Raw genomic sequence first — 23,999 nt, forward strand, 5'->3', positions numbered from 1 at the left:
TGACGCGCGTCTCAGGGCGCTGGAAGGAAGTAGCCGCGCACCCCGGTCATGATGATCTGCGCGGCGAGGGCGCAGACGAACAGGCCCATCAGCCGGCTGACGATCTGCAGGCCCTGCTCGCCGAGGATGCGTTCGATGCGATCGGACAGGTAGAGGGTGACGCCGACTGTAACGCAGGCGAGGACGATCGCCAGCAGCGCCAGCAGCTTGTCCTCCCAGTGCTGGCCGACCCCCATCACCAGCAGCGCGCCGATGGTGCCGGGGCCGACGGTGATGGGGATGGTCAGCGGGACTATGGTGACGTCCTGCTGCACGTTGTCGCTCTGCACCGCCGAGCGCCCCTGGGCCATGCCCAGCGCCGAGATGAACAGCACGCTGCCGGCGCCGATGCGGAAGGCGTCGGCGGTGATCCCGAAGAGGGTGAAGATGTAGCGCCCGAAGAGGAACAGCAGCACGCTGGCGATCAGCGCCGCCAGGGCCACGCGCCAGGCCATCTGCTTGCGGTCGCGCGGGGCGAAGCCGCGGCTCAGGCTGATGAAGCAGGACAGCACGAAGAAGGGGCTGTAGAGCACCAGCATCTTCAGGTAAACGCTGAACAGCACATGCATGGGGGCGACTCGTCCGGTTGAGATGGCTCTGCTGGGGGAAGCATAGCGGGCGCGCTGGGGGTGGTCATTGCGCGGCGGCAATCACCCGTGGCGGTGGTGCCGCGATGGAGCGTGCAGGGCGAATAACCGTTCGCGGTCATCCGCCGATGGTTTCGGCGTGGTGGATGTCAGGACGGCAGCGCGTCGCTCTGCTGGCGCTGGCGGCGTTCGCGTTCGCCCACCCAGTAGGCCACCAGTTCGCGCAGCTGCGAGAGTTCCACCGGCTTGGCCATGTGCCCGTCCATACCGACCAGGCGCGCGCGTTCCTTGTGCTCGCTGAGGATGTGCGCGGTGAGCGCCACCACCGGGGTGTGCGGGCGCTGTTCGCTGGCTTCCCAGGCGCGCAGGCGCTCGGTGGCGGAGAAGCCGTCGAGCACCGGCATCTCGCAGTCCATCAGCACCAGGTCGTACTGCGTGGCCTTCATCGCCGCCAGGGCTTCCTCGCCGTTGCTGGCGGTGTCCGGCTGCAGGTTGAGCTTGCCGAGCATGCCGCGGATGACCTTGGTGGAGATGCTGTTGTCCTCGGCCACCAGCACGCGGAAGTCGCTGGGCGGGCTCAGCGGCGGCGGTTCGCTGGCCACCGGCAGGTAGTTGGTGACGCCGCTGGGGCCGCGCTGGGAGAGTTCGTCGGCGAGGGTCGCCTTGAGCGTGTAGCCGGCCACCGGCTTGGCCAGGATGCGCTTGATCCCGGCGTTGCGGGCGATGACCTTGCTCGGCGCGTTGCTGATGCCGGTGAGCATGATCAGCAGGATGTCGTGGTTGAGGCTGGGGTCTTCCTGGATCTTGGTCGCCAGTTGCATGCCGGTCATGCCGGGCATGTCCTGGTCGAGCAGGACCACGTCGAAGTACTCGCGCAGGTGCGCCTTGGTGCGCAGCAGCGCCAGCGCTTCCTTGCCGGAGGCCACCGCGCTGACGTTCATGCCCCAGGCGCTGCACTGCTGCACCACCACCTTGCGGCAGGTCTGGTTGTCGTCCACCACCAGCAGCCGCGCGCCCTGCAGCGGGCCGTCGAGGTCGGCGGTGGGATGGTCGAGCATCTGCTGGTCCAGCGGCAGGCTCAGCCACAGGGTATTGCCGCTGTCGCCGCCGCTGTCCATGCCGCTCTCGATGCCCAGCTGGCCGGACATCAGCTGGATCAGCTGGCGCGCGATCACCAGGCCCAGGCGGCTGCTCAGGCGGGTGGCGGAAAGGAAGTCACGGCTGTGCAGCTCGGCGGTCAGCAGGGCCTGGCGGTCGCCGGCCTCCAGCGGCCGGCCGCTATCCTGCACGGCGATGCGCAGGCGGGTGCGCCCGGGCGGGCCGTCCAGCGCCACCACCAGGAGGATCTCGCCTTCCTCGGTCTGCTTGAAGGCGTTGTCCAGCAGGCTCAGCAGTACCTGGCGCAGGCGCGTCGGGTCGCCGCTGATGACCCGCGGCACCTGCGGCTGGGTGAAGCTGATCAGCTCGATCTTCTGCTGTTCGGCGCGCACCCGGAAGATCGCCAGGCAGTCCTCGATCAGCGCGCCGAGGTCGAACTGCACCTCGTCCAGCTCGATCTGCCCGGACTCCAGCTTGGAGATGTCGAGGATTTCGTTGATCAGCGCCAGCAGTTCGTTGCCGGCGCTGTGGATGGTCTGCACGTAGTCGCGCTGCTTGGCCGACAGCGGGGTGCCGAGCAGCAGCTCGGTCATGCCCAGCACGCCGTTCATGGGGGTGCGGATCTCGTGGCTGATCTTCGCCAGGAACTCGCCCTTGGCCTTGAGCTCGGCGCTGCTGGCGGCGCGTTTGCGGCTGGCGTCGAAGCTTTCCTGCTGCAACTGCCGCTGGCGCTCGGCCAGGGCCATGCTGAGCAGGAAGCCGGCCGCCGCGGTCAGCGCCAGCAGGCTGCTGCCGAGCCAGTCGCTGTGGGTCGGCACGTAGCCGAGCAGGGCCGGCAGGCACAGCAGCCAGGCGCTGACGAACAGGCCCATGGCGATCACGAACAGGCGCGCCGGGCGGTAGCCGCGACGCATGTGGTAGGCGGCGACGATGAACATGCCCAGGCTGGTCAGCGCCACCAGGCCGTACAGCAGGTCGCTGACCGGCACGTCGAAGAGCAGGTGCAGCACGGCGCCGAGGGCCAGCAGGCCCAGGCCGGCGAAGCCCATCAGGCGCGCCAGCGGCAGCTGCGGCGGCTGGCCGTGGAAGAAGCTGGCGGTGTAGCCCAGGGCGCAGAACAGCACCAGCAGCAGGGCCAGCTGGGCGGTCAGCGGCTGCCAGGTCTGGTGGGTGCCGAACCAGGGGCTGAGCAGGCCGAACAGGGTCAGGCAGGCGAGCAGCAGCCCGGCGTGCACGCCGGCCAGCCAGAGGCCGCTACGCACGCGGTTGTAGCCGTAGCGCACGAGGTTGTAGAGCAGCAGCATGCCCAGGCAGCCCAGCAGCACGCCGAACTGCAGCGGACGCTGCTGGCTGCCGGGGTATTCGGCGCTTTCCAGGCTGATGCTGGGGCGCAAGCTCTGGCTGGAGCTCAGGCGCAGGTAGAGGTCAAGCGGTTCCGGGCTGCTGCGCAGGGGCAGCAGGATGTCGCTGTTGAGCAGCGGCCGCTGGCCGGGGTAGAGGTTGCCGGCCTGGCGCTCTTCGAGCAGCTGCGAGCCGTGCAGCAGATAGAGTTGCAGGCTGTCGAGGCTGGGGGCGAACAGGCGCAGTTGGCGTTGCGCGTCGTCGGCCGGCAGGCGGTAGTGCAACCAGGTGGCGCCGGGGCCGGCGGGGGCGTGCAGGTCGTCGATGTCGAGGGGGCTGAACAGCGGGCGCAGGCGCGCGGAGAGCACGTCCTGCAGTTCCAGCCGGCCTTCGCCGTCGTGCAGTTGCGACCAGCCTCCGGTTTCCGCCGCCATGCCGCGCGCCGGCCCGAGGAACAGGGCTAGCAGGCAGACAAGGAGTCCTGTGGCGATCCAGAGCCGGCGCACGGCGAAATCCCTTCGGTGGTGAGTGGCCGGATTATAGCCAAGTGCTGGCTGGGCCGACATCCACCCGCGCCCGCGGGGACGGGGGTACCGACCGCAGGTCGGAAAATTTGGCGCAAGGGCGCTCGTGGCGCCCCTGCGCGGGCCTCGGTCAGCCTTCGCCACGCTCGCGGGCGATGGCGCGGTAACCGATGTCCTTGCGGTAGAAGCAGCCGTTCCAGCGGATCTGCTCCGCCAGGCGGTAGGCCTGCTGCTGCGCCGAGGAGACGCTCGGGCCGATGGCGGTGGCGCAGAGCACGCGGCCGCCGGAGGTGACGACCTGGCCGTCCTTCAGCGCGGTGCCGGCGTGGAATACCTTGCCGTCGAGCTTGGCGGCTTCGGCCAGGCCTTCGATGACGTCACCCTTGGCGTAGTCGCCCGGGTAGCCTCCGGCGGCCAGTACCACGCCCACGGTGGGGCGCGGGTCCCAGGTGGCTTCGACCTTGTCCAGCGCCTTGGCCAGGGCGGCCTCGACCAGCAGGACCAGGGAGGACTCCAGGCGGACCATGATCGGCTGGGTTTCCGGGTCGCCGAAGCGGCAGTTGAACTCGATGACCTTGGGCGCGCCGCTCTTGTCGATCATCAGGCCGGCGTAGAGGAAGCCGGTGTAGACGTTGCCTTCCTCGGCCATGCCGCGCACGGTCGGGTAGATCACTTCGTCCATCACCCGCTGGTGCACGTCGGGGGTGACCACCGGGGCCGGCGAGTAGGCGCCCATGCCGCCGGTGTTCGGGCCGGTGTCGGCGTCGCCGACGCGCTTGTGGTCCTGGCTGGTGGCCATGGGCAGCACGTTCTGGCCGTCGACCATGACGATGAAGCTGGCTTCCTCGCCGTCGAGGAACTCTTCGATCACCACGCGCGAACCGGCGTCGCCGAAGGCGTTGCCGGCGAGCATGTCGCGCACGGCTTCCTCGGCTTCGGCCAGGGTCATGGCGACGATCACGCCCTTGCCTGCGGCCAGGCCGTCGGCCTTGATCACGATGGGCGCGCCTTTCTCCCGCAGGTAGGCCAGGGCCGGCTCGACTTCGGTGAAGTTCTGGTAGTCGGCGGTGGGAATCTTGTGGCGTGCCAGGAAGTCCTTGGTGAAAGCCTTGGAGCCTTCCAGCTGGGCGGCGCCGGCGGTGGGGCCGAAGATATCCAGGCCGCGCGAGCGGAACAGGTCGACCACGCCTTTGACCAGCGGCGCCTCGGGGCCAACGATGGTCAGCTGGACGTTGGCGGCGGCGAAGTCGGCCAGTTGCTCCAGGGCCAGCACGTCGATGGCGACGTTCTCGCACTTGGCTTCGGTGGCGGTGCCGGCGTTGCCCGGGGCGACGAAGACCTTCGCCACGCGCGGGTCCTGGGCGACCTTCCAGGCCAGGGCGTGTTCGCGACCGCCGCTGCCGATGATGAGTACGTTCATTGGAGTTCTCCTGAACAGTTCCGGCTGTGCCGGATTCCCGGGTATCGCTTCGCTCCACCCGGGCTACGAGAGCTTTTCCCAGCCAGCGAGAGGTCGCAATGGAGTGGCTGGATGCAAGGCGCGGACGACTTCGGCAAGCGGAGTTGCCTACTGGCAATGAGCATTGGCGAAGTCGTCCGCAACGCAGCAGACGGCCGCTTCAGTGCGGCCGGCCCATTTAATGCCTAAAGTGGCGCATGCCGGTGAAGACCATTGCGATTCCGGCTTCGTCGGCTGCGGCGATCACCTCGTTGTCGCGCATCGAGCCGCCCGGCTGGATCACCGCGGTGATACCGGCCTTGGCCGCGTTGTCGATGCCGTCGCGGAACGGGAAGAAGGCGTCCGAGGCCATGACCGCGCCCTGCACCTGCAGGCCGGCGTGCTCGGCCTTGATGGCGGCGATGCGGGCGGAGTTCACGCGGCTCATCTGGCCGGCGCCGACGCCGACGGTCTGGCGCTGCTTGGCGTAGACGATGGCGTTGGACTTGACGAACTTGGCCACTTTCCAGGCGAAGATCAGGTCGTGGATCTCCTGCTCGCTCGGCGCGCGCTGGGTGACGATCTTCAGGTCGGCTTCGGTGATCATGCCGATGTCGCGGCTTTGCACCAGCAGGCCGCCGTTGACGCGCTTGAAGTCCCAACCGGCGGCGCGTTCGGCCGGCCATTCGCCGCATTCGAGCAGGCGCACGTTGGCTTTGGCGGCGACCACTTCACGGGCGGCCTGGGAGATTTTCGGGGCGATGATGACTTCGACGAACTGGCGCTCGACGATGGCCTTGGCGGTCTCGCCGTCCAGCTCGCGGTTGAAGGCGATGATGCCGCCGAAGGCCGACTCGGTGTCGGTGGCGTAGGCCAGGTCGTAGGCCTTGCGGATGCCGCCTTCGTTTTCCGGGACCACGGCCACGCCGCACGGGTTGGCGTGCTTGACGATGACGCAGGCCGGCTTGACGAAGCTCTTCACGCACTCCAGCGCGGCGTCGGTGTCGGCCACGTTGTTGAACGACAGTTCCTTGCCCTGCAGCTGCACGGCGGTGGAGACGCTGGCCTCGCCTTTCTTCGCTTCGACGTAGAAGGCCGCGCTCTGGTGCGGGTTCTCGCCGTAGCGCATCTCCTGGGCCTTGATGAACTGGCTGTTGAAGGTGCGCGGGAAGGCGCCGCGGCCTTCGGTGGAGAGGGTGTCGCGCGCCTGGTCGATGGTGCCCAGGTAGTTGGCGATCATGCCGTCGTAGGCGGCGGTGTGCTCGAAGGCCTTCAGGGCCAGGTCGAAGCGCTGGGCGTAGGTCAGGCCGCCGGCCTTCAGGGCCTCGACCACGCCGGTGTAGTCACCGGCGTTGACCACGATGGCGACGTCCTTGTGGTTCTTCGCCGCGCTGCGGACCATGGTCGGGCCGCCGATGTCGATGTTCTCGATGGCGGTCGGCAGGTCGCAGTCCGGCTTGGCCACGGTAGCCTCGAACGGGTACAGGTTGACCGCCACCAGGTCGATCGGCTTGATGCCGTGCGCTTCCATCACCGCGCCGTCGATGTCGCGACGGCCGAGGATGCCGCCGTGGACCTTCGGGTGCAGGGTCTTCACGCGGCCATCCATCATTTCCGGGAAGCCGGTGTAGTCGGCCACTTCCACGGCGGCGATGCCGTTGTCCTTGAGCAGCTTGTAGGTGCCGCCGGTGGAGAGGATCTCCACGCCGAGGGCGACCAGCTCGCGGGCGAAGTCGACGACGCCGGTCTTGTCGGAGACGCTGATCAGGGCGCGGCGGATGGGCAGGCGGGTGGTTTGGTCGGTCATTGCAGGTTCCTAGAGGCTACTGGCTGCACGCTGCAGGCTCCAGGCCGGAGCGGCTTGCCCGCCGCCCGCGGCCTCGAACCTGCGGCCGCTTTAGAGAAGGTCGTACTGCTTGAGTTTCTTGCGCAGGGTGCCGCGGTTCAGGCCGAGCAACTCGGACGCCTTGGTCTGGTTGCCCTTCACGTGATCCATGACGGTTTCCAGCAGCGGCGCTTCGACTTCGCAGAGCACCATGTTGTACACATCCGTGACCGGCTGCCCTTCAAGGTGGGCAAAGTAATTGCGCAGTGCCTTCTCGACGCTGTCGCGGAGGGTCTGGCCTTCCTGCGTCGGCGTGTTCAGGTGCTGCTTGAGGTTCGCGTTGTCACTCACGGGTGTCATTCCACTCACTAATGTCTCGGTCATCGTTGTCATGCGGCCACCCCTTTTCCGTTGTTGTGGCGCTCGGCGAAGAACTGCCTGACGCTGGCGCTCTGTGCATCCGTGTTCTGCAAACGATTGAACTGGGAACGGAACTCCGCCGCCCCCGGTAACGTCGCCAGGTACCAACCCACGTGCTTGCGGGCGATGCGGACACCCAGCTCTTCCCCATAAAAGGCGTGCAAGGCGGCGAGGTGCTCCAGCAGGATGCTTTCCACCTCGACCAGCGTCGGCGCCGGCAAGTTTTCGCCGGTGCTCAGGAAATGTTCGATCTCACGGAAAATCCACGGCCGGCCCTGGGCGGCGCGGCCGATCAGCAGCGCGTCGGCGCCGGTCTGCTCGAGCACCTGGCGGGCCTTGTGTGGCGAGGTGATGTCGCCGTTGGCGAACACCGGGATGGACACCGCGCGCTTGATCGCGGCGATGGTCTCGTACTCGGCGTCGCCGGTGTACAGGTCGGCGCGGGTGCGGCCGTGCACGGCCAGGGCCTGGATGCCCGACTGCTCGGCGATGCGCGCGACGTTCACGCCGTTGCGGTTGTCGCGGTCCCAGCCGGTGCGGATCTTCAGGGTCACCGGCACCTCGACGGCGCTCACCACGGCCTCGAGGATCTGCGCCACCAGCAGTTCGTCCTTCAGCAGGGCGGAGCCGGCGGCCTTGTTGCAGACCTTCTTCGCCGGGCAGCCCATGTTGATGTCGATGATCTGCGCGCCCAGCTCGACGTTGGCGCGGGCGGCCTCGGCGAGCATCTGCGGGTCGCCGCCGGCGATCTGCACCGAGCGCGGCTGATCCTCGCCATCGTGCACCAGGCGCAGGCGCGACTTGCGGCTGTTCCACAGGCGCACGTCACTGGTGACCATCTCCGAGACCACCATGCCGGCGCCAAGACGGCGGCACAGCTGGCGGAACGGGCGATCGGTGACGCCGGCCATGGGGGCCAGGATCAGTCTGTTGGGCAGTGTGTAAGGGCCGATGCGAACCACCGACATGGCTTCCCTGTTATGGGGCGAAAGTGCCACAGGCTCCCGCGGGTCGAGGACTCGGGAAGTGAAGGGCGGACGCCACCGGAGCTAGCAAAAAAGGGAGGGCATGATACCCGCTCTCGATGACCGGATAAAGGCGATTTTGGATAAATTCTGAACAGCCAGTGGCTTATTGCCGGCGGTTGGAAGACGAACGGAACTGGCGTCGCGCCTGCTTCTGGGCTAGGGCAGGGGTCACTCGGGGGAGTGGAAGCTGAGGCTGTAGTTCACCGCCTTGGGGCCCGGGTCGAGGATGTCCAGCGACACGTGGATCGGTGTCTGTGGCGGCATCTCGGTCTGCCCGGCCAGCTCGCCGCCCAGGTATTCGCTGGGCTTGAAGCTGCGGCTGGCGATCAGCTGGCCGTTGAGATCGGCGAAGCGCAGTTCCAGCAGCGGGAAGGGCTGCGAGAAGCTGGCGCGGTTATAGATGATCGCGTCCACCACCAGGGCGCCGCTGAAGTCCGGGTGGCTGCGCACCACCAGGTTGCTGCTGCGGATCTGCTCGACGTCGACCTTCGACGGCAGGCTGCAGCCCAGCTGCGGGCAGAGCTCGGCGAACCAGGGGCGGTAGGCGTCCTCGCGGGCCAGCTCGTCGAAGTGGTAGGCCACGTACTGGGCACCCAGGCCGGCCAGCGCCAGGAGGATCAGCAGCGCCCAGAGCAGGCGGCGGCCCCAGCGGCCCTTGGGTTTCTGCCAGTCCAGTTGCAGCGGCTCGTCGCTGAGGTCGCGCAGGCTGGCTTCGCCCAGGCCCGGATCGGGGCGCAGGGGCTCGGCCGCCTCGTCGTCTTCATCGACGTCGGCGGCCTGGCCCAGGTGCGGTGTTTCGCGCTCGGTCTGGGCGCGCGGGTCGACGTCGGGCTCGGCGTCGGCTTCGGGTTCTTCCTCTTCGGGCTCCAGCGGCTCGTCGTCGCGGCGCGCGCTGAAGCTCGGCAGATCCTCGTCGTCTTCCACCGTCTCTGCCAGCGGCGCGGGGGGCTGGGCGCTCGGCGGCTGCGGCGGGGCGGCCGGCGGGGTTTCCGGCTCGGCCTCGATGCGCCCCAGACGCGGTTCCTGGCGGCCGTTCTGCGGCGCCTGCTGCGCGTCGCGCAGCAGGGCTTCGGCCCAGCGCTCGTCATGCGGGTCGCGCGCCGTCGGGCGGTTGCCGAGCAGGGCTTCGGCCGGCTTGGGCGCGGCTTGCAGCTCGCGGAATTCCTGCGACAGCTCGAATTCGTCGAGCTTGGCCAGTTCTTCGTCGAGGTTGAGGCTGTCCAGGTCGAGGTCGTCGTGAATCCACAGGGTGTCGTCGTCGGAGCGGGCCGGCGCGGTGGGCTCGGCGGGCTTCACTGGGGCCGGGGCTGCCGGAGCGGGGCTCGGCGCAGCGGCCGCGGCGCTGTCGGCGGAAGGCCGCGCGCTGTGTGGCGCCAGCGGCCAGCCGAGGGTGGCGCCGGTGGGGGCCGGCGACGGGCTGGGCGCCGCGATGGGAGCCGGTGGTGTCGGCGCGACCGCAGGCTTGGGCGGCGCTTCGGGGGCCTTCTGCGCGGCGGCGCCCAGCATGTGCTGCTGGGCGTTGAACACCTTGAGGCAGGAACCGCAGCGCACAGCGCCATTGGCCGCACCCAGCTGCGCCTGGTTGACGCGGAAACTGGTGAGGCAATGCGGGCACTGTGTGATGAAACTGTCGCTCATGCGGCGGTCCGGCGATAAACGGTCGCTTAGTCTAACTCAAGCCTCGGCGCGCGGCACTTGGCCGCCGCCGTCTGTCAGCGGCGGCGGCCGCTGATGCGCACCCAGCCGTCGCGCTCGGCGGTCGGGTCCAGCTCGAAGGCCTCGGCGTAGGCGGCGCGGACTTCCTCGGCCTGTTCGGCGAGGATGCCCGACAGCGCCAGGCGCCCGCCCGGCTTGACCAGCGAAGTCAGCTGGCCTGCCAGTGAGACCAGCGGGCCGGCCAGAATGTTCGCCACCACCACGTCGGCCTGCCCGGCGGGCAGGTCGGCCGGCAGGTAGACCGGGAACAGCGCCGGGTCGATGCCGTTGCGCGAGGCGTTGTCGCGCGAGGCTTCCAGGGCCTGCGGGTCGATGTCGGTGCCCAGCGCGCTTTTCGCGCCCAGCAGCAGCGCGGCGATGGCGAGGATGCCCGAGCCGCAGCCGAAGTCCAGCACGGTGTCGCCGGCCAGCTCCTGGCCGTCCAGCCATTCCAGACACAGCGCGGTGGTCGGGTGGGTGCCGGTGCCGAAGGCCAGGCCGGGGTCGAGCAGCAGGTTCACCGCCTCGGGCTCCGGCGCCTGGTGCCAGCTGGGAACGATCCACAGGCGGCGGCCGAAACGCATCGGCTGGAAGTTATCCATCCAGCTGCGTTCCCAGTCCTGGTCTTCGACGATCTCGACCTGGTGCTGGGGCAGTTCGCCACCGGTAAGCAGCTGCAGGTGGGCCAGCAGCGCCGTCTCGTCGGTGCCGTCCTCGAATAGGGCGAGCAGGTGGGTGTGAGTCCACAGCGGGGTGGTGCCCAGGTCCGGCTCGAAGATCGGCTGGTCTTCGGCGTCCATGAAGGTCACCGAGACGGCGCCGACTTCCAGCAGCGCGTCTTCGTAGGTCGGCGCCTGCTCCGGGGTGATGGCGAGGCGGACTTGAACCCAGGGCATGTGTGGTCTCCGGAATTTCCAGGCTTCAGAAATGCGAAGGAGCGGCCGGGCCGCTCCTTCGGGTTGCACATGATAGCGCCTGACGGGGCCTCAGTGCTTGTCCATACCCAGCTTCTTCTCCAGGTAATGGATGTTCACACCGCCCTTGCAGAATTCCTTGTCGCGGACCAGGTCCTTGTGCAGGTCGATGTTGGTCTTGATGCCGTCGACGATCAGCTCGTCCAGGGCATTGCGCATGCGCGCCATCGCTTCGTCGCGGTCCTTGCCGTAGGTGATCAGCTTGCCGACCAGCGAATCGTAGTTCGGCGGTACGGTGTAGCCGCTGTACAGGTGCGAATCGACGCGCACGCCGTTGCCACCGGGGGCGTGGAAGTGCTTCACGGTGCCCGGGCTGGGCATGAAGTTGCGCGGGTCCTCGGCGTTGATCCGGCATTCCAGGGCGTGGCCACGGATCACCACGTCCTCCTGCTTGATCGACAGCTTCTGGCCGGAGGCGATGCGCAGCATTTCCTTGACGATGTCGATGCCGGTGACCATCTCCGACACCGGATGCTCCACCTGCACGCGGGTGTTCATCTCGATGAAGTAGAAGCGACCGTTCTCGTAGAGGAACTCGAAGGTGCCGGCGCCACGGTAGCCGATCTCGACGCAGGCCTGGACGCAGCGGGCCAGCACTTCGGCGCGGGCCTTCTCGTCGATGCCCGGGGCGGGGGCTTCTTCCAGCACCTTCTGGTGACGACGCTGCAGGGAGCAGTCGCGGTCGCCCAGGTGGATGGCGTTGCCCTGGCCGTCGGAGAGCACCTGGACTTCCACGTGACGCGGGTTGGTCAGGAACTTCTCCAGGTAGACCATGGAGTTGCCGAAGGCCGCGCCCGCTTCGGTGCGGGTCAGCTTGGCCGACTTGATCAGGTCTTCCTCGTGGTGCACCACGCGCATGCCGCGACCACCGCCGCCACCGGCGGCCTTGATGATCACCGGGTAGCCGACTTCACGGGCGATCGCCAGGGCGGTCTCCTCGTCTTCCGGCAGCGGGCCGTCGGAGCCCGGAACGGTGGGCACGCCGGCTTTCTTCATGGCGTCCTTGGCCGAGACCTTGTCGCCCATCAGGCGGATCACGTCGGCGCTCGGGCCGATGAAGGTGAAGCCGGAGCGCTCCACCTGCTCGGCGAAGTCGGCGTTCTCGGCGAGGAACCCGTAGCCCGGGTGGATGCCGTTGGCGCCGGTGACTTCGGCGGCGGCGATGATCGCCGGGATGTGCAGGTAGGACTGCCCGGCCGGGGCCGGGCCGATGCACACGGCCTCGTCGGCCAGCGACAGGTGCATCAGCTCGCGGTCGGCGGTGGAGTGCACCGCGACCGTCTTGATGCCCAGCTCCTTGCAGGCGCGCAGGATGCGCAGGGCGATCTCGCCGCGGTTGGCGATCAGTACTTTATCCAACATCGCAGGTTCCCCGCGGCTTAGACGATGGTGAACAGCGGCTGATCGAACTCGACCGGCTGGCCGCTTTCGACCAGGATCGAGCCGATCACGCCGCTGGTTTCAGCCTCGATGTGGTTCATCATCTTCATGGCTTCGACGATGCACAGGATGTCGCCTTTCTTCACGCTCTGGCCCACTTCGACGAACGCGGCGGCGGTCGGCGACGGCGAACGGTAGAAGGTGCCGACCATCGGCGAACGCACGACGTTGCCGGACAGCTGGGCGGCGGCCGGAGCGGCTTCGGCGGCCGGGGCGGCAGCGGCGGCGACCGGAGCCGGGGCGGCGGCCGGAGCGGCGTAGGCCGGGGCGGCGGCGTAGATCGGCTGGGCGGCGGTCTTGCTGTGGCGGCTGATGCGCACCGACTCTTCGCCTTCGCGGATTTCCAGCTCGTCGATGCCGGATTCTTCGAGCAGTTCGATCAGTTTCTTGACTTTACGGATGTCCATTAGCGTTCGCACTCCCAGGTCATGGTCACGGGCGTTCAAGTTGTTCGAGGGCGGATTCCAGGGCCAGGCGATAGCCTGTGGCTCCCAGGCCGCAGATCACCCCTACCGCTACGTCGGAGAAGTAGGAGTGATGCCGGAAAGGTTCACGTTTGTGCACGTTGGACAGGTGCACTTCGATGAATGGGATGCTCACCGCGAGCAACGCGTCACGTAACGCGACACTTGTATGCGTGAAAGCCGCCGGATTGATGAGGATGAAGTCCACGCCTTCGCCGCGCGCGGCGTGGATCCGCTCGATCAGTTCGTACTCGGCGTTGCTCTGCAGGTACATCAGGTGGTGGCCGGCGGCGCGCGCGCGGCGCTCCAGGTCCTGGTTGATCTGCTCCAGGGTGACCGAGCCGTAGACGCCGGGTTCGCGGGTGCCGAGCAGATTCAGGTTGGGCCCGTGCAGGACCAGTAGGGTGGCCATCGGCTTGTTGTTCTCTCGTCGCGCGGTGGGAAATTGGCCGGGACTATGCCGGAAACCGGGCGTGACTGTCCAGTCATGCCGGTTTTCCGGTAGATGTCGGCATGTTGCCTGATGATTGCTGCAGAAATATGGGCGCGCTCTAGCGCGCGCCCGCCTGCCGCAGATGCGCCGCCAGGGTGGCCGCGTTGGTTTCGCCGACGATGCGCAGGTCGCTGTGCTCGCGGCCGTCGGCGCCGAACAGGAGCAGGGCCGGCGGGCCGAAGAGGTTGTAGCGGTCGAGCAGGGCGCGCTGTTCGGCGGTGCTGTCGGTCATGTCGAAGCGCAGCAGCTGGTAGCTGGCCAGTTGCGCCTGCACGTCGGCGTCGGGCAGCACCTGGCGCTCGATGATCTTGCAGCTGATGCACCAGTCGGCGTACCAGTCCAGCAGCACCGGGCGCCCGGCGTCGCGCGCCTGGGCGAGGGCGGCGTCGAGCTGCGCCGGGGTGGTCAGGTTCTGCCACTGGCCGGGCACCGAGGACGGCGGGCCGGCGTGCAGCGAGGGCTCGGAGCGGCCCAGCGGGTGCATCGGGTCGGACTCGCCGCGCAGCGCGCCGGCCCAGGCCGCCAGCGCGTAGACCAGCAGCATCAGGCCGAGCAGCTGGGCGCCGCGTTGCAGCGGGGTCTTGCGCACCAGCTCCAGGGTTCCCAGGCCCACCGCCAGGCCGCCGGCCAGGGCGCCCCACAGGGCCAGGCTGACCGGGCCGGAGAGCACCCGTTCGAGCAGCCAGATGGCCACGGCCAGCAGCAGCACGCCGAAGAAATTGCGCACGCCGGTCATCCAGGCGCCGGATTTCGGCAGCACGGCGCCGCCACCGGCGCCGAAGATTACCAGCGGGGTGCCCATGCCCAGGCCCAGGGCGAACAGCAGCAGGCCGCCGCCGAGGGCGTCGCCGGTGCTGCCGATGTACAGCAGCAGGCCGGCCAGCGGCGCCGAGACGCAGGGCGAGACCAGCAGGCTGGAGAGCACGCCGAGGGTCGCCGCGCCGGCCAGCGAGCCGCCACGGGTGTCGGCCGCCATGCGGTCCAGGCGCTCGCGCAGGAAGCCCGGCAGGCGCAGTTCGAAGACGCCGAACATGGCCACCGCGAAGGCCACGAAGAAGGCTGCGAAGGGCACCAGCACCCAGGGCGACTGCAGCATCGCCTGCAGGTTGAGCTTGGCGCCGAACACCCCCATGAGCGCGCCGAGGATGGCGTAGCACACGGCCATCGGCAGCACGTAGGCCAGCGACAGGGTGAAGCCGCGCAGGCCTCCCGGACGGCCGCGCAGGACCACGCCGGAGAGGATCGGCAGCATCGGCAGCACGCAGGGGGTGAAGGTCAGGGTCAGGCCGGCGAGGAAGGCGATCAGCAGGCCACGGTCGAGCTTCTTGATCTTGCCGCTGCCTTCGCCCTTGAGCATCGCCAGCAGGTCGTCGACCACCGCCGGTTCGCCGGAATCCACCGCCGGCTTGCTCGCGGCGGCTGCCGGCGGGGCGCCGAGGCTGGCCGCGCCACTGGCGGCGACCTGCACCTGGACGGTTTCCGGGGCGTAGCACAGGCCTTTGTCGGCGCAGCCCTGGTAGGTCACGGTGAGGCGGTAGGGCAGCTTGCGCGGGTTGTTCAGCGGCACCTTGACGTCGGTGATCGCGTAGTAGACCTGGGAGTCACCGAAGTAGTCGTCGTGGTGCGCCTTGCCCGGCGGCAGCTGCACGTCGCCGAGGCTGACCTCGGCCGGCTCGACCTGAAACTTCATGCGGTGGCGGTAGAGGTAGTAGCCCTCGGCGTTGACGAAGCGCAGCAGCACCTGCTGGCTGTCGCTGTCCTCGACGCTCAGGCGGAAGGCCTCGGCCACCGGGAGGAACTTGCCGTCACTCGGCGCCGCGGTACTGAAACCGGGGGCGGCGGGGGCCGGCTTGTCGAACAGACCGGCGCTGGCGGGCAGGGCGACGAGGAGGAGAAGCAGGGTCAGCAGGCGGCGCATGGAACTCTCGCGGACTTTCCGGGTGGCGGCATGATAGCCGAATGCGCCCGGCCGCTGGCCACCCGGATCGGCCGCGGGTGTGTCAGAAGATGAGCGGAGCGCGTACGACCGGCCGGTGCGGCGCGGGTTCCCGGCTGCGTCACGCGGACGCGGCGGGGTCCACCGCGAAGGCCGCGCAGAGGTCTTCGACGAAGGCCAGCTGGGCCGCGTCGGCCTGGCGCCCGCGATGCTGCGCCAGGCTGAAGCCGACGCGGAAATCCAGCTCGCCGGGGCGCAGGGCGCGCAATTGGCCGCTGTCGACCCAGGGCGCGGCGTAGTGCACCGGCAGGTAGCCGATATGGCGGCCGGAGAGGATGAACGCCAGGCAGCCGTCGACCTGCTCGCTGCGGGCGCTGCTGTGGCGGCTCTGCAAGGGTTCGGCGGCGGCGATGAAGCGGTACGGGTGGCGCACCTGGTCGGCTTCGGCGATCAGCTCGGGGGCCGGGGCCGGCTGCTCGAACAGCGGGTGCCCGCGGCCGCAGTACAGCGCCTGGTCCTCGACGAACAGCGGCAGGTGCAGCAGCGACCCCTGGTAACCGGAGAAATAGCCGATGGCCAGGTGCAGACGGCCCTGCAGCAGCAGGCGTTCCAGCTCCGCCGGCATGCCGGTGAGCAGTTCCAGGGTCACCGACTGGTTGCGCTGGCGAAAGGCGCCGATGGCCGCCGAGACCTTGGCCAGCACGCTGGCGTCGAGGCCTTCGGAGAGACCGATGCGCACCTCGCCCAGCAGCTTGTCGGCGACGCCCTGGGCCTCGCCGCGAAAGCCCTCGACCGCGACGAACAGCCGCCGCGTGGCCTGCAGCAGGCGCTCGCCCTTGGGCGTCAGGCGGAAACCGCCTTTCCCGCGTTCGCACAGGCGGTAGCCCAGGCGCGTTTCCAGCTTGGCCATCTGGATGCTGATGCTCGGCTGGCTCAGCCCCAGCTCGCCCTGGGCGGCGCTGAAGCCGCCGCATTCGACGACGGTGACGAACAGGCGCAGCAGTTGCAGGTCGAGGTCGCGTACCTGGCTGAGCATGGCGGGACTCCAAACATTGGCATCGAATAATGCCAAATTTATTAACTTTGAATTTTTACAAAGTAAAGCACCGGCCACGCTGTCCCCATGCCTCGCGCGTGCGGGGCTTTCCTGGAAAACCGACTGCCCAGATGAGGAACCCATGGACCAGGCCTACGACAACGATCAGGCGATCACCCGCGACAGCCTCTACGGCACCGCGGCGGAATCCACCTACGCCGGCGTCACCAGCTTCATGCGCCGCCGCTACAGCCGTGACCTGCGCGGCGTCGACCTGGTGGTCGCCGGCGTGCCCTTCGACACCGCCACCACCAACCGCCCCGGCAGCCGCTTCGGGCCACGGGCGATCCGCGCGGCCTCGGTGCAGATGGCCTGGGCCCGGCACTTCCCCTGGGAGTTCGACCCCTTCGACCACTTGGCGGTGATCGACTATGGCGACTGCGCCTTCGACCACGGCCAGCCGCAGGACACCCCGGCGGCGATCCAGGCCCACGCCGAGCGGGTGCTCGACGCCGGTTGCGCGCTGCTGACCCTGGGCGGCGACCACTTCATCAGCTACCCGCTGCTCAAGGCCCATGCGAAGCGGCACGGGCCGCTGTCGCTGATCCACTTCGACGCCCACAGCGACACCTGGCCGGACGCGGAGGTGCAGCGCATCGACCACGGCACCATGTTCTACCACGCCGCCCGCGAGGGCCTGGTGGACCCGGCGCGCTCGGTGCAGGTCGGCCTGCGCACCACCAACGACGACGTGATGGGCTTCCAGGTGCTGGACGCGCGCCAGGTGCACCGCCAGGGCCCGGAGGCGATCGCCGAGGCGATCCGCGCACGGGTCGGCGACCACCCGGTGTACCTGACCTTCGACATCGACTGCCTGGACCCGGCCTTCGCCCCCGGCACCGGCACCCCGGTGTGCGGCGGCCTGAGTTCCAGCCAGGCGCTGGAAATCCTCCGTGGCCTGCGCGGCATCAATCTGGTGGGCATGGACGTGGTGGAAGTGGCGCCGCCCTACGACAACGCCGAGATCACCGCCCTGGCCGGCGCGACCCTGGCGATGGAGATGGTTTGCCTGTACGCGGCGCGGCACAAGCTGGGGGAGCGCGCCTGATTTCGGGGCGGGCCCGGCTTTTGTAGGAGCGGATTCATCCGCGATTCCGCTGCGGGGCGGGCTATCGCGGACGGAGTCCGCTCCTGCGGTTGCCCCGGGGCGTTCGGCGCGTGCGGGTGAAGGCGCTGGGTCCCCGCGTTCGCGGGGATGACAAGATCGAGCGCCTGCCATGCCCCCCTGTCACTCCCGCGAACGCGGGAGCCCAGTGGCTCCAGCTGCTACTGGTCCGTCTCGACGCGGTTGCGGCCGCCGTGCTTGGCACGGTACAGCGCTTCGTCGGCGCGCTTGGCCAGGGTGGTGACGTCGTCGTCCTCGCCGAGCTGGGCGATGCCGCAACTGAAGGTGCAGGCCAGGTCATGGGGCTTGGCCGGGTAGCGGATTTCGGAGAAGCGTTGGCGGATTTCCTCCAGCACCCGGTGCGCGGCCACGCTGTCGGTATCCGGCAGCACCACGGCGAATTCCTCGCCGCCGTAGCGGCCGATGTGGTCGGTCTTGCGCAGGCGTTGCTTGAGGAACAGCGCGAGGCTCTTGATGACGCGGTCACCCGTGGGGTGGCCGTAGCTGTCGTTGACCCGCTTGAAGTGGTCGATGTCGAGCATGGCGAAGGTCAGCGGGCGACCCTCGCGGCGCGCGCGGTAGCTGGCGTCGTCGAGCAGTTGCAGGGTGTGGGTGTGGTTGTACAGACCGGTGAGGCTGTCGCGGACCATCCGCGCCTTGAGGCTGCGCGCCCGCGCCGCGCGGTTGCGCACGGTGGCGATCAGGTGGCGCGGCTTGATCGGCTTGGTGAGGAAGTCGTCACCGCCCTCGCTCATGGCGTCGAGCTGCTTGTCCAGGTCGTCCTCGGCGGACAGGTAGATGATCGGCACGCTGACGTGGCGCTCGTGCTGGCGGATCACCTTGGCCAGCTCGGTGCCCAGGCACTCGGGCATGTACATGTCGAGGATGATCAGGTCCGGCTGGAACTCGGCCAGCTCGGCCATCACCGACAGCGGCGCGGTGAGCGCGCGGGTGACCACGCCGGCGCCGTTGAGGACCATCTCGGTGTGCGCCGCCTGGGCCCGCGAGTCGTCGACGATGAGCACCCGGTAGGGGTCGTAGTGGGCGACGCGGGTCAGGGTCTCGATCTTCTCCAGCACGCTGGAGGCGTCCAGGGTGCCGCTGAAGAACTCCTGGCCACCGGAGCGGGCGGCGGACAGGCGGGTGGGTGTGTCGGTGTCGTCGTGGCTGAAGAACAGCACCGGCAGCTTCTGCGCCAGGCCCGCCTGGACTTCCTCGGCCAGGGCCAGGCCGCGCCCGGCGCCGGAGAAGTCGACTTCCATCACCAGCGCCGCCGGGTGCCGCTCGGCCATGGCCGCGCGGAAGGCGTCGGCGCTCTCGCACAGCTGCGCGTGGACACCGAAGAATTCCAGCTGCTGGGCCAGCCGCTCGGCGCGTTCGAGGTCCTGCAGGGCCACGTAGACCGGCTTGCGCAGCGGCGGCAGGAGGGTGTGTTCGAGCTGGTCGCCATGCCGCAGGCCGGTGCGCGAGAGGCGCAGCATCAGTTGGCTGAATTCGTTGATCAGCTCGCTGGAGAGGCGCCCGCGATTGCGCTCCACGGCGTCCAGGCAGGCGCCGAGCGCGGCGGCCAGTTGCGCGTGCTCGGCCTGTTCGAAGCGTTCGGCGTAGCGTTGCAGGCGCAGCGCCGCCTCGCGCAGGTCGCCCATGCCGGCGCCGGTCCATTCCGAGCGGGTCAACTGCTGCCAGATTTCCAGGACGAGCCGGGCCTGGTGGATCACCCGCTGGGCGAAGTGGTGCTTCATGCGGTCGCGGGTGGGGTCGTCGTGCTCGGTCATGGCGCGCTTCTTATGGGTGACGCGGGGTAGGAGGGTCGCCGGAGCGGTGATGGCATCATGCTACCACTTGGCGCGGGCAAATCCACTGATGTCGGTCAAGGATCGCCAGGCTTGCCATGCAGAGGGTAGGCTGCCCTTCCGGCGCCGAGTGCGGCATGCTAGTGCGCCTGGACCCGAGCCCCGCGATGGCACCTGTGGCGGGCGCTGCGGTCCAACCTTTTTCCGTTAGTCGAAAGCCAAGGACTTTGCCATGTGGAACTGGAAGAATCGCGGCGGCTCGGTGCGCGAGCGCGTCGACGACAGGGTTGACGATGTACGCTCCTACTTCGGGGGCCCCTGGCTGGTCCGCGTGGTCGGCGGGCTGCTCGGCGCCTACCTGGTGGGCGCCGCGCTGGTCGGCTGGTACTGGAGCCGCGAGCCGGACCTGTTCCCCGTGCAGCAGCACGCCCAGCAGGCCGCCGAGCGCGCCGGACGGCAGATGGTGGTGGGCTACACCACCGTGGAGACCCTCAAGGAAGTGGTCGGCACCCTGCTGAACAAGCCGGGCGGCTACCTTTCCAACGACATCTTCCCGCCGGGCCTGTGGCTGGACAACATGCCCAGCTGGGAATACGGCGTGCTGGTGCAGACCCGCGACCTGTCCCGCGCCCTGCGCAAGGACTTCGCCCGTTCGCAGTCGCAGTCCACCGAAGACGCCGACCTGGCCCGCGCCGAGCCGCGCTTCAACTTCGACAACAAGAGCTGGGCGCTGCCGTCCTCGGAATCCGAGTACGGCGAGGGCATCAAGTCGCTGGACCGCTACCTGGCGCGCCTCTCCGCGCAGCAGCCGAGCGCGCAGTTCTATGCCCGCGCCGACAGCCTGAACAACTGGCTGGGCGACGTCTCCACCCGCCTGGGCTCGATGTCCCAGCGTCTCTCGGCCAGCGTCGGCCGGGTGAAGCTGAACACCAACATCAAGAGCACCGCGCCGCTGGCCCCCGGCCAGGCGCCGCAGGTCGACGAGGAGCTGCAGGAAACCCCCTGGCTGCAGATCGACAACGTGTTCTACGAGGCCCGTGGCCAGGCCTGGGCGCTGTCGCACATCCTGCGCGCCATCGAGGTCGACTTCGCCGACGTGCTGGCGAAGAAGAACGCCACCGTCAGCGTGCGCCAGATCATCCGTGAGCTGGAGGCCACCCAGGAACCGTTGTGGAGCCCGATGGTGCTCAACGGCAGCGGCTTCGGCGTGCTGGCCAACCACTCGCTGGTGATGGCCAACTACATCTCCCGGGCCAACGCCGCGATCATCGATCTGCGTCAGCTGCTGGCGCAGGGTTGATGGACCTCATCAGCGCCGCCGAGACCGCCCACCGCCTGGCCTCGGATCGGGAACTGATCGCCTGGGTGGACGAGCGCGACCAGTTGCTCGGCGAACTGCCGCGCGCCGAGCTGCGCCAGCGCGGGTTGATCGGCCGGGGTACCTTCATCCTGCTGTTCAATAGCGCCGGCGAACTCTGCGTGCACCGGCGCAGCCTGAGCAAGGCGGTCTACCCCGGCTACTGGGACGCCGCCGCCGGCGGCATGGTGCAGGCCAGCGAGAGCTACGCGCTGTCGGCCAGCCGCGAGCTGGAAGAAGAGCTGGGAGTGGCCGGCGTCGAACTGCGCGAGGTCGGCACCTTCCTCTTCGACGAGCCGGGCAACCGCCTGTGGTGCGCGGTATTCGCCGCCACCTGGGACGGCCCGCTGAAGTTGCAGCCGGAGGAAGTCCTGGAGGCGCGCTTCGTCGAACCGCACGCGGCGCTGGCCGAGGCGCAGGCGGGGGCTTCGTACTGCCCCGACTCGTTGCAGGCGCTGCGGCTTTATCTGTCGGCCTGAAACACCCTGCTCTTGTAGGGGCGAATTTGCTCGCGAATGACCCCGCGCCGGGGCCGGGTTCGCGAGCAAGCTCGCTCCTACGGGGCGCCCTTTGGCGCTCCTGGGCGCGCATGTCGCCAATCCGCCGATCAATGACGCATTTCCGCTCTTAGCAAGCGCCACCAATGCTGGTACATTGCGCGACCTTTCCGCACGGGTCCTCCGACGGGAATTGCGCAGCCCCTGCCTGAGTGGGGCGTCGCGGTCGGCGCCTGCCGATCATTCGTTGACCTGGCCCTGAGAGGCCAATCCTGGGGAAACGCCCGGTGGTCAAGAAAGCTTCCTCCCTGTCCGCCCTCGGCGGGCTCGTCTATTCCACCGATACAGGCCGGCATTGCCCGGACTGCAATCAGCCCATTGGCGCCTGCGTCTGCAAGCAGTCCGTGGTTCCGGCCGGCGATGGCATCGCCCGTGTGCGCCGCGAAACCAAGGGCCGCGGCGGCAAGACCGTGACCACGGTCAGCGGCGTACCCCTGGCCGAAGACGCCCTCAAGGACCTCGCCACCGCGCTGAAGAAGCGTTGCGGTACCGGCGGTAGCCTCAAGGACGGCGTCATCGAGATCCAGGGCGACCACGTCGAGTTGCTCCTCGAAGAGCTGGCCAAGCGCGGCTTCAAGGCGAAGAAGTCCGGCGGCTGAGCCGTCTCTCCCTTGCAGGGAACGGGTTAGGCGTCGGCGCTCGCGCGCGGCACGCCGGTCAGCCCGTTCCCTAGATGGGAGCGGCGAGTTCGCCATGCTTTCCTAAACTACCGCCAGAGATGGTGGTCAACACGGCAACGTCATACCCGACGTTTAGGCTTGTTGCGTCCGCGCGCTATCCCGCCGGGCGCTCGACTTTCTTTTCAGGAGACATGCGCGCATGGCCGCTAGACGGACCCGCAAAGACGACGGTAGCAACTGGACGGTGGCGGACAGCCGTGGCGTCTATGGTATTCGCCATTGGGGCGCCGGTTATTTCGCGATCAACGACGCCGGCAACGTCGAGGTGCGCCCGCAGGGCGCCGACGCCCAGCCGATCGATCTCCACGCGCTGGTCGCCCAGTTGCGTGAGGCGGGCCTGTCGCTGCCGCTGCTGGTGCGCTTCCCGGACATCCTCCAGGACCGCGTGCGCAAGCTGACCGGCGCCTTCGACGCGAACATCGCGCGCCTGGAATACGCCAGCCGCTACACCGCGCTGTACCCGATCAAGGTCAACCAGCAGGAAGCGGTGGTGGAAAGCATCATCGCCACGCAGAACGTCTCCATCGGCCTGGAAGCCGGCTCCAAGCCGGAGCTGATGGCGGTGCTGGCGCTGGCGCCGAAGGGCGGCACCATCGTCTGCAACGGCTACAAGGACCGCGAGTTCATCAAGCTGGCGCTGATGGGCCAGAAGCTCGGGCACAACGTCTTCATCGTCATCGAGAAGGAGTCCGAGGTGCAGCTGGTGATCGAGGAGGCCGAGCACATCGGCGTGCTGCCGCAGGTGGGCCTGCGCGTGCGGCTGTCCTCGCTGGCGTCCTCGAAGTGGGCCGACACCGGTGGCGAGAAGGCCAAGTTCGGTCTTTCCGCCGCGCAGCTGCTGTCGGTGGTCGAGCGCTTCCGCCAGGCCGGCCTCGACCAGGGCGTGCGCCTGCTGCACTTCCACATGGGTTCGCAGATCGCCAACCTGGCCGACTACCAGCACGGTTTCAAGGAAGCCATCCGCTACTACGGCGAACTGCGCGCGCTCGGCCTGCCGGTGGACCATGTGGACGTCGGCGGCGGCCTGGGCGTGGACTACGACGGCACCCACTCGCGCAACGCCAGCTCGATCAACTACGACATCGACGACTACGCCGGTGTGGTGGTGGGCATGCTCAAGGAGTTCTGCGACGCCCAGGGCCTGCCGCACCCGCACATTTTCTCCGAGAGCGGCCGCGCGCTGACCGCGCACCACGCGGTGCTGGTCACCCAGGTGACCGATGTCGAGCGGCACAACGACGAGCTGCCGAAGATCACCGACCTGGCCGAGCAGCCGGAGATCGTCCAGTGGCTGGCCGACCTGCTCGGCCCGACCGACGCCGAGATGGTCACCGAGACCTACTGGCGCGCCACCCACTACATGGGCGACGCCGCCGCGCAGTACGCCGAGGGCAAGATCAGCCTGGCGCAGAAGGCCCTGGCCGAGCAGTGCTACTTCGCCATCTGCCGGCGCCTGCACAACCAGCTCAAGGCGCACCAGCGCTCGCACCGCCAGGTGCTCGACGAACTCAACGACAAGCTCGCCGACAAGTACATCTGCAACTTCTCGGTGTTCCAGAGCCTGCCCGACACCTGGGCCATCGGCCAGGTGCTGCCGATCCTGCCGATCCACCGCCTGGGCGAGGAACCGACCCGCCGCGCGGTGCTGCAGGACCTGACCTGCGACTCCGACGGCAAGATCACCCAGTACGTCGACGAGCAGAGCATCGAGACCAGCATGCCGGTGCACGACGTGAAGGAAGGCGAGGACTACCTGATCGGCACCTTCCTGGTCGGCGCCTACCAGGAAATCCTCGGCGACATGCACAACCTGTTCGGCGACACCGACTCGGTGAACGTCTACCAGAACGCCGACGGCAGCTACCATCACGCCGGCATCGAGACCCACGACACCATCGAGGACATGCTGCGCTACGTGCACCTGTCGCCCGAGGAGCTGATGACCCACTACCGCGACAAGGTAGCCGGGGCCAAGCTCACCGCGCGCGAACGCACCCAGTTCCTCGACGCGCTGCGCCTGGGGCTGACGCGCTCGGCGTACCTGTCCTGAGGCGAAGGCCCAAGGCCGCGACCTCTCTCCCGTCGTCCCCGCGTTCGCGGGAATGACGG

Annotated in this window: 19 protein-coding genes; 5 read left to right on the plus strand and 14 right to left on the minus strand. The window is 68.5% G+C overall.

Going from position 1 to position 23,999, the window contains the following annotated elements; all coding sequences use genetic code 11:
- Positions 1 to 11: 11 nt before the first annotated feature.
- The 13 genes from P3W75_RS28220 to P3W75_RS28280 all read right to left on the minus strand — a co-directional run bounded on the left by P3W75_RS28220 (position 12) and on the right by P3W75_RS28280 (position 16,338).
- A complete protein-coding gene (locus P3W75_RS28220) occupies positions 12 to 608 on the minus strand; it encodes a MarC family protein (protein WP_276230617.1) in 597 nt (198 codons plus the stop codon).
- 167 nt (positions 609 to 775) lie between these two features.
- Entirely contained in the window at positions 776 to 3,571 is a 2,796-nt protein-coding gene (locus tag P3W75_RS28225) for a hybrid sensor histidine kinase/response regulator (RefSeq protein WP_276230618.1), read from the minus strand.
- Between the two features lie 148 nt (positions 3,572 to 3,719).
- Positions 3,720 to 5,009, minus strand: coding sequence for a phosphoribosylamine--glycine ligase (purD, locus tag P3W75_RS28230; RefSeq protein ID WP_276230619.1), 1,290 nt, complete (start codon positions 5,007 to 5,009; stop codon positions 3,720 to 3,722).
- 217 nt (positions 5,010 to 5,226) lie between these two features.
- Entirely contained in the window at positions 5,227 to 6,834 is a 1,608-nt protein-coding gene (gene purH, locus P3W75_RS28235; protein ID WP_276230620.1) for a bifunctional phosphoribosylaminoimidazolecarboxamide formyltransferase/IMP cyclohydrolase, read from the minus strand.
- Positions 6,835 to 6,924: 90 nt separating this feature from the next.
- Positions 6,925 to 7,245: a DNA-binding transcriptional regulator Fis gene (gene fis / locus P3W75_RS28240; protein WP_276230621.1), complete on the minus strand. Its 321-nt coding sequence runs from the start codon at positions 7,243 to 7,245 to the stop codon at positions 6,925 to 6,927.
- Positions 7,242 to 8,240: a tRNA dihydrouridine synthase DusB gene (dusB, locus tag P3W75_RS28245; RefSeq protein ID WP_276230622.1), complete on the minus strand. Its 999-nt coding sequence runs from the start codon at positions 8,238 to 8,240 to the stop codon at positions 7,242 to 7,244. Before dusB ends, fis begins: the two co-directional genes overlap by 4 nt.
- Before the next feature lie 228 nt (positions 8,241 to 8,468).
- Positions 8,469 to 9,938 carry a DUF3426 domain-containing protein gene (locus tag P3W75_RS28250; RefSeq protein WP_276230623.1) on the minus strand — a complete coding sequence of 490 codons (1,470 nt, stop codon included), beginning with the start codon at positions 9,936 to 9,938 and terminating at the stop codon, positions 8,469 to 8,471.
- 74 nt (positions 9,939 to 10,012) lie between these two features.
- Positions 10,013 to 10,891, minus strand: a complete 879-nt coding sequence (gene prmA / locus P3W75_RS28255) for a 50S ribosomal protein L11 methyltransferase (RefSeq protein ID WP_276230624.1) — start codon at positions 10,889 to 10,891, stop codon at positions 10,013 to 10,015.
- A gap of 90 nt (positions 10,892 to 10,981) precedes the next feature.
- Positions 10,982 to 12,331 (minus strand): acetyl-CoA carboxylase biotin carboxylase subunit, encoded by a 1,350-nt coding sequence (gene accC / locus P3W75_RS28260; RefSeq protein WP_276230625.1) that lies wholly within the window; start codon positions 12,329 to 12,331, stop codon positions 10,982 to 10,984.
- A gap of 17 nt (positions 12,332 to 12,348) precedes the next feature.
- Positions 12,349 to 12,816 carry an acetyl-CoA carboxylase biotin carboxyl carrier protein gene (accB, locus tag P3W75_RS28265; RefSeq protein WP_276230626.1) on the minus strand — a complete coding sequence of 156 codons (468 nt, stop codon included), beginning with the start codon at positions 12,814 to 12,816 and terminating at the stop codon, positions 12,349 to 12,351.
- Between the two features lie 25 nt (positions 12,817 to 12,841).
- On the minus strand, positions 12,842 to 13,285 hold the full coding sequence (aroQ, locus tag P3W75_RS28270) for a type II 3-dehydroquinate dehydratase (protein WP_276230627.1): 444 nt from the start codon (positions 13,283 to 13,285) through the stop codon (positions 12,842 to 12,844).
- A gap of 139 nt (positions 13,286 to 13,424) precedes the next feature.
- Entirely contained in the window at positions 13,425 to 15,284 is a 1,860-nt protein-coding gene (gene dsbD, locus P3W75_RS28275) for a protein-disulfide reductase DsbD (RefSeq protein WP_276230628.1), read from the minus strand.
- A gap of 139 nt (positions 15,285 to 15,423) precedes the next feature.
- Entirely contained in the window at positions 15,424 to 16,338 is a 915-nt protein-coding gene (locus P3W75_RS28280) for a LysR family transcriptional regulator (protein ID WP_276230629.1), read from the minus strand.
- A gap of 142 nt (positions 16,339 to 16,480) precedes the next feature.
- On the opposite strand from P3W75_RS28280, the gene speB reads away from it, so the two are divergent.
- Positions 16,481 to 17,446, plus strand: coding sequence for an agmatinase (speB, locus tag P3W75_RS28285; RefSeq protein ID WP_276230630.1), 966 nt, complete (start codon positions 16,481 to 16,483; stop codon positions 17,444 to 17,446).
- Between the two features lie 218 nt (positions 17,447 to 17,664).
- On the opposite strand, the gene P3W75_RS28290 is transcribed toward speB, so the two are convergent.
- Entirely contained in the window at positions 17,665 to 19,278 is a 1,614-nt protein-coding gene (locus P3W75_RS28290) for a GGDEF domain-containing protein (RefSeq protein ID WP_276230631.1), read from the minus strand.
- A 250-nt stretch (positions 19,279 to 19,528) separates the two neighbouring features.
- Here P3W75_RS28290 and P3W75_RS28295 point away from each other — a divergent pair, with 250 nt between their 5' ends.
- The 4 genes from P3W75_RS28295 to speA all read left to right on the plus strand — a co-directional run bounded on the left by P3W75_RS28295 (position 19,529) and on the right by speA (position 23,940).
- Positions 19,529 to 20,596: a DUF2333 family protein gene (locus P3W75_RS28295; RefSeq protein ID WP_276230632.1), complete on the plus strand. Its 1,068-nt coding sequence runs from the start codon at positions 19,529 to 19,531 to the stop codon at positions 20,594 to 20,596.
- Positions 20,596 to 21,132, plus strand: coding sequence for an NUDIX hydrolase (locus P3W75_RS28300; RefSeq protein WP_276230633.1), 537 nt, complete (start codon positions 20,596 to 20,598; stop codon positions 21,130 to 21,132). The genes P3W75_RS28295 and P3W75_RS28300 overlap by 1 nt, the downstream gene beginning before the upstream one ends.
- A 305-nt stretch (positions 21,133 to 21,437) precedes the next feature.
- Complete coding sequence (locus tag P3W75_RS28305) at positions 21,438 to 21,809, plus strand: translation initiation factor Sui1 (protein ID WP_276230634.1); 372 nt, start codon at positions 21,438 to 21,440, stop codon at positions 21,807 to 21,809.
- Positions 21,810 to 22,029: 220 nt separating this feature from the next.
- Positions 22,030 to 23,940 carry an arginine decarboxylase gene (gene speA, locus P3W75_RS28310; RefSeq protein WP_276230635.1) on the plus strand — a complete coding sequence of 637 codons (1,911 nt, stop codon included), beginning with the start codon at positions 22,030 to 22,032 and terminating at the stop codon, positions 23,938 to 23,940.
- Positions 23,941 to 23,999: the final 59 nt, after the last annotated feature.

It is taken from the genome of Pseudomonas citronellolis, assembly GCF_029335315.1.
In the GTDB taxonomy this organism is placed as follows: Bacteria; Pseudomonadota; Gammaproteobacteria; order Pseudomonadales; family Pseudomonadaceae; genus Pseudomonas; species Pseudomonas citronellolis_A.

Bases quoted from the DNA above. Each gene is read 5' to 3' on its own strand.
- P3W75_RS28220 (WP_276230617.1), bottom strand. From the start codon at position 608: ATGCATGTGCTGTTCAGCGTTTACCTGAAGATGCTGGTGCTCTACAGC.
- purD (WP_276230619.1), bottom strand. From the start codon at position 5,009: ATGAACGTACTCATCATCGGCAGCGGCGGTCGCGAACACGCCCTGGCC.
- purH (WP_276230620.1), bottom strand. From the start codon at position 6,834: ATGACCGACCAAACCACCCGCCTGCCCATCCGCCGCGCCCTGATCAGC.
- fis (WP_276230621.1), bottom strand. From the start codon at position 7,245: ATGACAACGATGACCGAGACATTAGTGAGTGGAATGACACCCGTGAGT.
- dusB (WP_276230622.1), bottom strand. From the start codon at position 8,240: ATGTCGGTGGTTCGCATCGGCCCTTACACACTGCCCAACAGACTGATC.
- P3W75_RS28250 (WP_276230623.1), bottom strand. From the start codon at position 9,938: ATGAGCGACAGTTTCATCACACAGTGCCCGCATTGCCTCACCAGTTTC.
- prmA (WP_276230624.1), bottom strand. From the start codon at position 10,891: ATGCCCTGGGTTCAAGTCCGCCTCGCCATCACCCCGGAGCAGGCGCCG.
- accC (WP_276230625.1), bottom strand. From the start codon at position 12,331: ATGTTGGATAAAGTACTGATCGCCAACCGCGGCGAGATCGCCCTGCGC.
- accB (WP_276230626.1), bottom strand. From the start codon at position 12,816: ATGGACATCCGTAAAGTCAAGAAACTGATCGAACTGCTCGAAGAATCC.
- aroQ (WP_276230627.1), bottom strand. From the start codon at position 13,285: ATGGCCACCCTACTGGTCCTGCACGGGCCCAACCTGAATCTGCTCGGC.
- dsbD (WP_276230628.1), bottom strand. From the start codon at position 15,284: ATGCGCCGCCTGCTGACCCTGCTTCTCCTCCTCGTCGCCCTGCCCGCC.
- P3W75_RS28280 (WP_276230629.1), bottom strand. From the start codon at position 16,338: ATGCTCAGCCAGGTACGCGACCTCGACCTGCAACTGCTGCGCCTGTTC.
- speB (WP_276230630.1), top strand. From the start codon at position 16,481: ATGGACCAGGCCTACGACAACGATCAGGCGATCACCCGCGACAGCCTC.
- P3W75_RS28290 (WP_276230631.1), bottom strand. From the start codon at position 19,278: ATGACCGAGCACGACGACCCCACCCGCGACCGCATGAAGCACCACTTC.
- P3W75_RS28295 (WP_276230632.1), top strand. From the start codon at position 19,529: ATGTGGAACTGGAAGAATCGCGGCGGCTCGGTGCGCGAGCGCGTCGAC.
- P3W75_RS28300 (WP_276230633.1), top strand. From the start codon at position 20,596: ATGGACCTCATCAGCGCCGCCGAGACCGCCCACCGCCTGGCCTCGGAT.
- speA (WP_276230635.1), top strand. From the start codon at position 22,030: ATGGCCGCTAGACGGACCCGCAAAGACGACGGTAGCAACTGGACGGTG.